Raw genomic sequence first — 12613 nt, 5'->3', positions numbered from 1 at the left:
CAAACAAATTGATATAAAAAATCGATATTATTTTAAGCCTTCGATTACATCGGTAAGGCGTTCGGTAATTTCGGCAATAGTACCAATACCGTTAACACTATGAAACTTGTTTTGCGCCTCATAAAATTCCTTTACAGGCGTAGTTTTAGCATTATACTCGTCAAAACGATTTCTAATCTTGGCCACATCTTGATCATCTGTTCTTCCACTAACCTTACCTCTCTCTAAAAGACGATCAATTAAAATTTCGTCATTGGCCTCTAAAGCAATAGTTGCGTTGATACCCATGTCTTTGGACTCCAAGAAATTATCCAAAGCTTCTGCTTGTGCAGCCGTTCTTGGAAAACCGTCAAAAATAAAGCCGTCTGCATCTGCATTTTTCTCTACCTCTTCTTGCAACATTTTAATAGTTACCTCATCTGGCACTAGCTCTCCCTTATCAATATATGATTTGGCCAAAGTACCTAACTCGGTTCCGTTTTTGATATTGAATCTAAAAACATCTCCCGTAGAAATATGCTTTAAATTATATTTCTCTTTTAAGAATTGTGCTTGTGTGCCCTTGCCGGCTCCTGGCTTACCAAAGAGTACAAGATTAATCATATGTTTCTGGTTTAATTGGTATACTTCTTTTAAATTTCTTCCCTGTTCCTTATAATCCAGACCGTAACCGACAATAAAATTATCAGGAATGGCCAAGCCAAAATAATCTATGGCATATTCGCCCTTGTACACATCTGGTTTATAAAAAAGACTGGCTATTTTAAATTCTTTGACCTTTGTTTTTGAAAATAAATGCACCAATTTCTGCAAGGTACGCCCTGTATCAATAATATCTTCTAAAATAATGACGCTGCGCCCTTCAATATTTTCAGGTACATCCAACAATGTTTCAACGATACCCGTAGATGTTAGACCTTGGTAAGAACTAAGCCTAACAAATGAAACTTCGCACGGGTGCTGGTAGGCTTTCATTAAGTCTGACACAAACATAAAAGACCCGTTCAACACACCAACAAAAATGGGTGTTTCATCTTTATAATCTACAGCAATCTTATCGGCAACCGTTTTTACCGCCTGCAAAATTTCAGATTCGCTGAGATAAGGTTTAAAAAACTTGTCGTGAATTTGTATCAATTTTCATAAATTATCAAGGTTTGCAAAGATAAGCTTTTGCCTTGTGTTTTTGAATAGAAAGGAATTGGTTTCTAAGATTTAACCGTATTTTTGTAGTACTTAAGGCATTTTTCATCTGCCAAAAGCAACAATTATATGGATTATTTTTCTTCAGGTTTTAAATTAGGCATTTTAGGTGGTGGGCAACTAGGTAAAATGATGTTGTACGAAACCCGTAAATGGGATATTTACACTAAAGTTTTAGACGGTTCTTCTGAAGCACCAAGTAGAATGGCCTGTAACGAGTTTGTTCAAGGAAGTCTATTGGATTTTGATACCGTTTACAATTTTGGTAAAGATGTAGATGTGTTGACCATTGAAATTGAAAACGTAAACCTTGATGCGCTAGAGAAGTTAGAGGATGAGGGCGTAAAAGTATTTCCACAGCCAAAGGCCTTGCGTATTATACAGAACAAAGCGAAACAAAAATTATTCTACGTAGACAATGAAATACCTACCGCAGATTTTAATCGTTTTGCCTACTCAAGCGAAATAAAGGATAGTATAACCAATGGCGGATTAGAATTTCCTTTTGTTTGGAAAGTAGCACAGTTTGGTTATGACGGTCAAGGGGTTAAAGTAATCAGAAGCATGGCCGACCTTGAAGGGTTGCCGGCCGGTGAATGCATTGCCGAAAGCATGATTCCATTTAAAAATGAGTTGGCGGTAATCGTATCTAGAAATGCAAAAGGGGAAATTAAGACCTACCCTGTGGTAGAGATGGAATTTCACCCAGAGGCCAATCAGGTAGAATATGTAATCTGCCCCGCTCGTATTAAAGATGAAGTAGCTGAAAAAGCAAGGGCCTTAGCGTTAAAAGTAGCGGATAAAATAGGACTTACCGGGTTGTTGGCCGTAGAAATGTTCCAAACTGAAGATGATGATATATTGGTAAACGAAGTAGCACCAAGACCGCATAACAGCGGCCACTATAGCATAGAAGCCAGTTACACCAACCAATTTGAGCAACATATTAGAAGTATTTTAGGGCTACCGCTAGGTAACACTGACAGCAAAGTTGCGGGTGTCATGGTAAATCTAGTTGGTGCAGAAAATCACACAGGTGATGTGGTTTATAAAAATATAGAAGAAATTTTAGCGATGGAAAATGTTACTCCACATATATACGGAAAGGCACAAACAAGGCCATTTCGAAAAATGGGCCATGTTACCATTGTAAATAATGATTTGGGCAAAGCGAGAGCGATAGCCGAAAAGGTAAAGTCAACAATTCAAGTGATTTCAAAATAAAAAACATGAGTAAAGTAGCCGTAGTAATGGGTAGCACTAGTGATATGCCCGTAATGCAAGACGCCATAGATATTTTAAAAGGTTTTGATATAGAGGTAGATGTAGATATCGTATCTGCGCATAGAACACCGGAAAAACTGTTCGATTTCAGTAAGAATGCACATACTAACGGATATTCTGTAATTATCGCAGGTGCCGGTGGCGCAGCACATTTACCTGGTATGGTAGCTTCAATGTCACCCTTACCAGTTATCGGCGTGCCCGTAAAAAGTAGTAATTCAATAGATGGATGGGACTCTGTACTATCTATATTACAAATGCCAGGTGGCGTACCAGTTGCTACCGTTGCTCTTAACGGCGCAAAGAATGCCGGAATTTTGGCAGCACAAATTATAGGCAGTTCAGACAAATGTGTTTTAGACAAGATTATTTTATACAAAGAAGGTTTAAAGCAAAAAGTAATAGATGGCGCAAAGGCTGTAAACGGTAAATAGTTAGTAAACAACCTGGGAACAAGCCGCGAAGCATTGAATTGAAAATTTTATTTAGATTTCGACTGAAACGTCGGAGCATTTAAATCTCGATTATCGAGTTAAACTAATTTTAATTTATTTGAGTGGTCTTGAATTTGACACTTGAAATTGAATTTGACATATGAATCCATTATTATCTCCATTTGATACCGCTCCTTTTTCACAAATAAAAAACGAGCACTTTAAACCTGCATTTTTACAATCAATAGAAGATGCAAGAGCAGAAATAGATACCATTACACAAAATACAGATGCCGCAACATTTGAAAATACCATTGAAGCCTTAGAATTTTCGGGTCAGCAATTAGACCGAATTTCAAGTGTATTTTTCAATCTAAATTCCGCTGAAACAAATGAGGAAATTCAGAAAATAGCACAGGAAATTTCTCCGCTACTTTCAGAATTCGGTAATGACATTACTTTAAATGAAGATTTGTTCAAGAGAGTAAAAGCAGTTTATGACCAGAAGGATGATTTGGACCTTACGGTTGAGCAAAACACTCTTTTAGATAAGAAATACAAGAGTTTTAGCCGAAACGGCGCTAATTTATCAGAAGAGAAAAAGAAACGACTACGTGAAATAGATGCCAAACTGGCTAAATTGAAATTGACTTTTGGCGAAAACGTACTTGCCGAAACCAATAAATACCAATTGCATCTTACAGATGAGTCTGACTTGGACGGTTTACCAGAAGGAGCAAAAGAAGCTGCCGCACAGCTAGCACTATCTAAAGGAAAAGAAGATGGCTGGATGATTACTTTAGATTACCCCAGTTATATTCCGTTTATGAAGTATGCCAAAAACCGTGCGTTACGCAAAGAACTTTCATTGGCTTTTGGTAGCAAAGGTTTTCATAATGATGAATTGGACAATCAAGAAAACGTACTAGAAATTGCCAAATTACGCTTTGAGAGAGCCAACTTATTAGGTTATAAAACACATGCCAATTTTGTTTTGGAAGAGCGAATGGCAGAGACGCCAGAAAAAGTACATTCATTTCTAAACGAATTGCTTGAAAAAGCGAAACCAGCTGCAGAACGTGAGTTCAAGCAATTAGAAGACTTCGCTAAAAAATTAGACGGAATAGACAAGTTACAGAAATGGGACAGTAGTTATTATTCAGAAAAACTAAAGCAAGAGTTATTCAACTTAGATGATGAAAAACTGAAACCCTATTTCAAATTAGAAAATGTTATAAACGGTGTTTTTAAAGTAGCGGAAAACTTATTCGATTTACAGTTTGAAGAAGTTAACGACATTGAAAAATATCATGACGAGGTTAAAACCTATAAAGTTTATGATGCCGATAAAAACTTCATTTCATTATTTTATGCAGATTTTCACCCTAGAGCAGGAAAACGTGGTGGAGCTTGGATGACTTCCTTTAAAAGCCAATGGAAGCGAAATGGAGAAAATGTGCGTCCGCATATATCCAACGTATGCAACTTTACTCCGTCAACAAAGAGCAAACCATCTTTATTGACTTTTAATGAGGTTACTACTTTGTTCCATGAGTTTGGACACGGTTTGCACGGCATGTTGGCAAACACCACCTACCCTAGCCTATCTGGAACATCTGTTTTTTGGGATTTTGTAGAATTACCTAGTCAGGTTTTAGAAAATTGGTGTTACGAAAAAGAAGCATTAGAACTGTTTGCAAAGCATTACGAAACCGGAGAAACCATACCAATGGAACTGGTTAAAAAAATAAAGGAATCGGCAACTTTCCAAGAAGGTATGCAGACACTGCGACAGTTAAGTTTTGGATTATTGGATATGTCTTGGCACGGTATTGACCCAACAGGCATTACCAACGTAAAAGCACACGAAGACGAAGCATTTAAAGACACCAGTCTTTACCCAGCAACACCAGAAACGTGCATGAGTACCGCATTCTCACATATTTTTCAAGGTGGATATTCATCTGGCTACTACAGCTACAAATGGGCTGAAGTGTTAGATGCAGATGCCTTTGCCTACTTTAAAGAAGAAGGAATTTTCAATAAGGAAGTCGCCACGAAATTTAAGGACAATGTACTTTCTCAAGGTGGTACAGAAAACCCAATGACACTTTACAAAAGGTTTAGAGGAGCAGAACCAAAAGTAGAAGCATTATTAGAGAGAGCAGGCTTATTACAATCTTAATATTTTACTTATAAACTAAAAAAGGGAGTCGATTTACATCGACTCCCTTTTTAATTATTAGTGGTAATTGTATATATAAAATCAATACAGATAATTGCTGTCAATAAACTTCGTAACAATATTTAAACGTTCTAAATATTCTGGTCTAGAACCTAATATTATTTTTTCTTTGGCCTCAAAAATAACTATGCTGTCAATATCGAATACTTCTGTTTTTACATATTCATTGTCTTTGGTAAGTTTAACATACTTTACCCTGTTATTATAATCATTTGTAGTTAACAATATAGTGCCCGATAATAATTTTCCCATTTTTAAATTGGCCTTAAACTCTTGGTTACCTTTTTCATCATATCTAATTACATCACCATCTATATAATTGTTTTTTGACCGGTACTTAAGCCTTATAAAATCTGATTCGGGATAAAAAGAAAGAGTCTCATCTTCTATTCCATTTACATATGTAGTTACATTTTTACCATTTTCACCATAGGTTATACGTTTTACCAAGACACCTTTTTCGTAAGACTCTTCGTTAGCACCACGTTTAGAGTATGTATTTAGAAGTATTGTACCATTGTAAGGCTTGCCATTCTTGTATTCAACTTTAGAAATCAATTTACCTTCGTCGTTATAGTAAACTACATCTCCATCTAATATGTCATTCTTATAATTTTCAGTTTTCTTTAAAGCTTCATTATAACTATAATAATTAAACGCGCCTTCTCTTTTATCATTTACAAATTTACCTTGTTCTTTTATTTTACCGGAATAATCATACTTAACATATTCACCATTGCGTTTACCTTGATTTATTACAAACTTGGTTCTATCTGCGGTATTATAAGCTGTTCCTTTCCAAGGTTTGTTGTTTACATATTCAACACGGCCAAGTAACTCTCCTGTCTCATCGCTATAAAACGATTCACAACAAGTAATATCAACATCATGTATTAAAATAGGTTTGCTTATGTTATAATCTACATTTCTCTGCATCTCATATCTTTTTGATGCTACCAGTCTGCCATTCTCATAACTTTCTATTAATTGTATTTCATTGGTATCAACAAAGAATTTATACATTTTTCCTTCTTTGCTTTCATAATCAAAAACACCTAATTGTTCACCTTGGTCATTAAAAAACACACCTTTCACCTCCTTGTATTTAGAAAAAGTTATATCACTTTGCATTTTTCCATTACTATAAAAACGAACCTCCCTTGTTTTATCATAACCGTTGTCACCGTATTCTTCAATTTTCTTAAAGGTCTTGTAAGTATCTTTGTCCACAAGACGTTTTCTATAATCAGTTCGCTTAACCAACACCCCTTCTTTATACTCACTTATACCTAAAACCTCACCCTTTTCTGCGCCTAAGGTAAACCGTTGTCCCTGCCAAGGAGTGCTATATCCGTTTTCAAACTTAATGTTTAGCTCGCCCAAAATATTGCCGTCAAAGTCATAATAAACCTCTTTAGTCTTATTCAACTTCTTTTGAGGCTTCTTGGTATCTCGGTAAAAAAAGACCTCTTCTACCAAATCTCCATTTTCATAAACTATAGTATGATAATTAGTAGTCTCTACACCATGAAAAGGTAAACCGTTTTTAAAGACCATTCTATGGATTTCCTTCCCGTTATCGTCAAAATTTACTTGCAAGGACTTGACGCCGTTTTCAAATTGGGCAGACCTAGTTTTTTTATTAGCGGCATTAAAAATTTCTTCTAGTTGAATTCCCCCATCAGAATAGGTAGTTATAGAACCTATTGCCCCACTGTAATCTTTAGTTTCACTTAATTGAAATTTTATTAGCGTACCGTTCATTGGGCGTAAATAATCACCGTCTAGAGTATATTCTATTTTACCTAATAATGCCCCTTTTTCAGAATAATACTCTTTTGACCATTTATCATTGGTATTTACCTTTTCGCGTATTTGACCGTTACCATAGTATGTTGCAGATGCTAGTTCTTGACCATATGGCAAATATCTTATTTGCCGAACTCTCATAGGATCGTAATAATAAAACACCTCAATCCCTTTAACATAACCATTTGATAGTAGCGTACGGTCACCAATCAACGCCCCATCATCACCATAATACCTAGAATAATAATTTCCTTTTATTGAAGTGCTAAAATTCTCATACCTAATTCCTTTTCTATCATTATCATAATACACTTGCAGCAATGTGTCTCCTTTTTTTTCTTGAAAAAAATGGCCTTCACCATAATCAGAAACCATTGCACCTGAATTGAAATACCCGTTTACATAATTGGCAACCAATTTTTCATTTTCACTATAGCTTATAAACTTACCATGCAACCTATTATTTACATACGTACCCTGCCTGTAAGGTGTACCATCTTCATTATACCAAATAACCTCGCCTTCCCAAATATCTTTTTCTGCGCTTGAGGACATACCCCGCATTTGAACATTACCATTTATGTAATAATCTTCAATTTTATACAAAGCACCCACCTTTTTAACTTTGGGCCTAAAAAAAGAAGCATCCTCTTTAGGAACCACTTTCCACTTGGCGTTAAAGAAAATAGTATCGTTTTGTGAATAAGCCAAGTGTAAATTGCTGATTAAAAAAACACTTAACAGCAGTAGATGTTTAGAATTTAGAATTGAAAAAACACTTAGAACCCTTTTAAATTTATACATGGAATAGTTTAGAGAAAATTAATTGAACAACAAGATGACTAAATTAATTGTTTGTACTAGAATACAAAGTACAACCTATATAATAGTTACAGCAATTAAAGCTACAACCACATAAATCAGATAAAATTTAAAAAAGTGATGTTATTTAAATTCCAAAAAATTAAAAACTTGCTGTGTGCCAAATATTTAATAATTATCTTGTAGCCATATAGCTACAAATCTATTCTTTTTCGATTATTGCTTTTATTAGAGATTTTGTAGACAATCACCTAATACTTTAATAATGAGTAAAGAGGACGCTCTTTCGCCTGCAATACAAATTACAGAAACTTCCCGGAAAGTATCTCAACCAGGTATGTTCCAAATCAATTTAAAAACCAACACGGTTGATTGGAACAGCACCTTAAAGAAACTTCATGAAGTTTCTATGGATCATGTTCCAAATATTACAAACTGCTATGGCAAGTGTAAAGCTGTTGATTCAAAAAATAAAATCTTACAATTACATAAACAAGCTATAGAAAACGGCACTCCATTTGAACTGGATTACGAAATTATAACTGCCAAAGGAAATTCTCGCCCTTTACACCTATCTGCACAACCGGTAATAATTGATGGAGAATGCACGAGTGTATATGGAGTGGTTGAAGATAGGAGCGAGAATGACCATACACACAGTAAAAATCTGCAAATAAAACATCAACTGAACTATGCTGAAAAATTAGCAAAATCCGGATCTTGGAATTTGAATGTCGTTACCGGTGAATTGACTTGGTCAGATAATTTTTACGCTATTTTCAACCATAACAAAAACAACCCCATTTCTTATGAGATATATATTGGTTATGTTCATAAAGACGATAAACAGGCAGTAAGGGCTAAGTTTGATTTAGCGCTGAAAACCAAACAATTTCCAGAATTAAATTATAGAATTCAATTAAAAGATGGTACCGTTAAAACATTATGCTCTACCGGTAAAGTTATTTGCAATGAACAAGGAGAGGTTATCTCCATGCTGGGAACTTGCCAAGACATTTCAGAAAAGATTGCCATAAAGGAAAAAATTTCACAGACCAGCCATCAATTAAAATTAACGGAAAATATAAACGAAGCGGGTTCTTGGCAGTTAGATTTAAAAAAAGAAGAATTCAGGTGGACCGATAATCTCTATAGAATTTTTGAAATAGAGATTGGTACAAAAATGACTTTTGAGACATTACAAAACTATACGCATCCAGATGACTTAGAGCATCTCAAAGAAAAGTTCAATGAAATTCTGCTCAACAAAAAATCTCACAAGTTCTTACATAGAATTATTTTAGAAAATGGTTCGGTAAAAACGGTTCAGGTAGTATCAGATGCGGTTACCGATACCAGCGGTCAGGTCATACAACTTATTGGTACTACCCAAGACATTTCCCATAAAGTCAATAAAGACCTAGAGTTGATACAAACACACCATCAACTAAGCCTAACGGAAGAAACCTCAAAAGCCGGCACATGGTCATGGAACCCATCTTCAGGCAAGTTTAAATGGTCAGAAAATCTATATGAAATTATGGATTTTAACAAAAACACCCTCATAAATTTCGCTCTTTTGTATACACGCATACATCCTGAAGACAAGGACATTGTTAAAAAATCAATGCAATTTGTACAGGACACAAATACAAAATGTAAGTTCGTTCATAGAATTATAATCAAAGACGGTAGTGTTAGAACGCTAGAAATAGTTGCCGATATTATCTCTAATGACATAAACAAGGAGAGGGAATTGATAGGTACTACTCGTGATATTACCAATACTATAGATATAGAACATGAATTAGTTCAAAAAGACCAATTGCTAGATTTTGCAGAGCACCTGACAACTATGGGTTATTGGAGATATAAACCTAGTGAAAACAGTGTTTTTTGGTCAAAGAATTTGTTTCAGATCTTTGAACAACCCATCATAGATAATCTGACGTTTGAAACATATTTTAACAAAGTCCACCCAAAAGATAAAGCCTTTGTCAAGAAAAAAGTAGCTCAATCTATAAATGACAACAAATTCTACAACTTTACCCATAGAATCCTTCTTAAAAACGGGACAACAAAAGTAATTCAGATTATTGGAAAGGTAACCGTTAACAAAACAGATGGCACACAAGAATTGTTGGGTACATGCTTAGATATTACAGAAGGCAACACAAAAGATTTAGAACTATCAGAAAAGAATTATCGTTTAAACGTTGCCGAAAAAATGGCTATGATCGGTTATTGGCAATGGAACACGCCAACCAACGAGGTTATTTGGTCAAATAACTTACATTCCATTTACGGCCACAAAAAAGATGCCCCGCTAACTTTTGAGACTTATATCAATTATATTCATGAAGAAGATCGAGAGCAGATCGTCTCTAAACTGACGAGTGCCATGAAAGGGGGTGAATTTCCAAATTCAACGTATAGAATTCAATTAAATGACGGTACCATTAAAATTATAAAATCATTAGGGAAAATTATACGTGATAGTGAAGGCCAAGTTTTGGAAATGACCGGTGTTTGTCAAGATATTACAGAAACAAAAACCAAAGAGTTAGAGTTATTGCAAAAAAACCAACAATTGAACATGGCAGAGCAAATGGCAATGCTTGGTTCTTGGGAATGGAAACCAAAAAAGAATATATACAAATGGTCTGATAACCTTTATAGAATATATGGGTTTGAATTAGGGTCAGAAATCAACATTGAACGTGCATTGGCCAGTGTTTATCCTCCAGACCTGGAAGATGTTAAAACATTGATCAAAGAAATTTTTGAAGGTAAAGAACACAAACATAGCTACTACCGTATTTTGCTACATACCGGAGAAATAAAAACTTTGGAAGTTAGACGGGAAATTACAAAAGATAATGAAGGCAATATAGAAATTATTGGTTCTACACAGGACATTACCGATCAGATCAAGGCAAAACAACTTATTCAAGAAAAAAACCATTTATTATCGGTATCTGAAGAAATGGCAACAATGGGCTCTTGGAAGTGGAACCCTACTACCGGCGTTTCTACTTGGTCAGATAACCTTTATAAAATTTATGGCATTGAACTGAACACCCCAATGACTTTCGAAAAGTTTTTATCTAAAGTACATCCAGAAGATATAGATAGAACATATCAACATATTAACAACATTCTTGAAACGCATGAAAGCGGAAAAATTTTATCATTTCGTATTATAAAAAATGATAATACAGTACGTTCTTTAGAATTGGTATCTGAAATCATAGAAAATCAAAACGGAGATATTGCCGAATTAATTGGTACAACACGTGATGTTACCGAAAAAATTGAGGCCAAGGAGAAAATTAAAGAAAAAAACCAATTACTATCTTATGCAGAAGAAATTGCCAAAATGGGTTCTTGGCATTTTGATCTACGTACAAATGAATTAAAATGGTCAGATAATCTTTATAAGATTTATAATCTAGAGGTGAGTTCACCAATGGATATGAATATTTTCTATTCTAAAATACATCCAGACGATTTGGAATATGTAAAAGACCGGGTTAAAAGATATACAGAGGGAGACGAAAGTACAAAACCAATCCTTTTTCGCATAGTCTTACATAATGGCAACGTTCTTTCTATAGAATCAATAGCCGGTATTACCAAAAACCATAGCGGAGAAGTAGTCGTAATAGCAGGAACTGCACAAGACATTACAGAACGTTTAAAAATAGAAAAGGATTTACTAGAAAAAAATCAACTGTTGAATTTTGCCGAACAATTATCTAGTATAGGTCATTGGAAATGGGATATTGTAAAAGATGTAATGAACAAATCTGAAAATTTATTGAAAATTTTAGATTTTGAACAGGGGACAAAACCAGATTTTAGTACATATTTACAGAAAGTGCATCCCGCCGATCGCGAGAAGGTTATTGAAATGAGTCAAAAAATTATTGAGACCAAAAAGTTCAATACCTTCCATCACAGAATTATAAAGAACGACAACTCTATAAGAACCATTAAAATAATTGGTGAGGTTATACTAGATATTGATGATAATGTTATTGAGCTAATAGGATCAAGCCAAGATATAACGGAACAGATTGAGGCACAACAAAAAATACTGGACACGAATAGAAGTTTAGAAAAATCCACTATCATCTTAACTTCAAAAAATAAGCAGCTTGCCGAATTCAACCATATTACCTCACATAATCTGCGTTCACCGGTAAGTAATTTAAATGCCCTATTGGCACTGTACAAAAAAACCAAGAACGAGCAAACAAAACAAGAGGTCTTTGAAAAGTTTGAAATTGTAATTGAACACTTGTCAGAAACATTAAATGCACTAATAGAGACTATTACCATTAAGCATAATGCAGCAGCAGTAACAGAAGAAATCTCATTTGAACAAATGCTACTTAAAACCAAAAATGTTTTAGCGGCAGAAATGATAGAAACAGGTGCCAAAATTACAAGTGATTTTACAAATGCCGAAAATGTAAAATACAATTCTATCTATTTAGAAAGTATTTTTCTTAATTTAGTTAGTAATTCTCTAAAGTACAGATCACTAGAAAGAGTTCCCGAAATTTTTATATCATCAAAAAAAGTGAATGGCAGAGTACTTTTAGAATTTAAGGATAATGGATCAGGTATAGATATGAACATGCACGGGAGCAAAATTTTTGGACTTAATAAAGTTTTTCATAAACATCCCGAAGCAAAAGGTGTAGGTCTATTTTTGACAAAAGCACAGATAACATCTATGGGAGGTTCTATCTCTGTAGATAGTAAGGTAAATATTGGAACAACATTTTATATCACTTTAAACTAAACT

General features: G+C 34.6%; 6 protein-coding genes. 4 read left to right on the top strand and 2 right to left on the bottom strand.

What is annotated here, in order from left to right:
- Positions 1 to 27 precede the first annotated feature (27 nt).
- The gene (locus tag PXC01_RS07170; protein ID WP_276471626.1) at positions 28 to 1137 is read right to left on the bottom strand and encodes an adenylate kinase; all 1110 of its coding nucleotides are present in this window, start codon (positions 1135 to 1137) and stop codon (positions 28 to 30) included.
- A 135-nt stretch (positions 1138 to 1272) separates the two neighbouring features.
- Here PXC01_RS07170 and PXC01_RS07165 point away from each other — a divergent pair, with 135 nt between their 5' ends.
- From PXC01_RS07165 to PXC01_RS07155, 3 genes are all read left to right on the top strand, one after another.
- On the top strand, positions 1273 to 2427 hold the full coding sequence (locus PXC01_RS07165; protein ID WP_276471625.1) for a 5-(carboxyamino)imidazole ribonucleotide synthase: 1155 nt from the start codon (positions 1273 to 1275) through the stop codon (positions 2425 to 2427).
- A gap of 5 nt (positions 2428 to 2432) precedes the next feature.
- Positions 2433 to 2921 carry a 5-(carboxyamino)imidazole ribonucleotide mutase gene (purE, locus tag PXC01_RS07160; protein WP_099189691.1) on the top strand — a complete coding sequence of 163 codons (489 nt, stop codon included), beginning with the start codon at positions 2433 to 2435 and terminating at the stop codon, positions 2919 to 2921.
- 160 nt (positions 2922 to 3081) lie between these two features.
- Complete coding sequence (locus tag PXC01_RS07155; RefSeq protein ID WP_276471624.1) at positions 3082 to 5106, top strand: M3 family metallopeptidase; 2025 nt, start codon at positions 3082 to 3084, stop codon at positions 5104 to 5106.
- An 81-nt stretch (positions 5107 to 5187) separates the two neighbouring features.
- On the opposite strand, the gene PXC01_RS07150 is transcribed toward PXC01_RS07155, so the two are convergent.
- Positions 5188 to 7686 carry a toxin-antitoxin system YwqK family antitoxin gene (locus PXC01_RS07150; protein ID WP_276471623.1) on the bottom strand — a complete coding sequence of 833 codons (2499 nt, stop codon included), beginning with the start codon at positions 7684 to 7686 and terminating at the stop codon, positions 5188 to 5190.
- A 376-nt stretch (positions 7687 to 8062) separates the two neighbouring features.
- Between PXC01_RS07150 and PXC01_RS07145 the strand changes: the two genes are divergently transcribed.
- A complete protein-coding gene (locus tag PXC01_RS07145; RefSeq protein ID WP_276471622.1) occupies positions 8063 to 12610 on the top strand; it encodes a PAS domain-containing protein in 4548 nt (1515 codons plus the stop codon).
- Positions 12611 to 12613: the final 3 nt, after the last annotated feature.

The sequence above is a fragment of the Maribacter huludaoensis genome (genome assembly GCF_029350945.1).
In the GTDB taxonomy this organism is placed as follows: domain Bacteria; phylum Bacteroidota; class Bacteroidia; order Flavobacteriales; family Flavobacteriaceae; genus Maribacter; species Maribacter huludaoensis.
The sequence above is the reverse complement of the archived record's forward strand: the minus strand, read 5'-3'. Positions and strand labels throughout refer to the sequence as shown.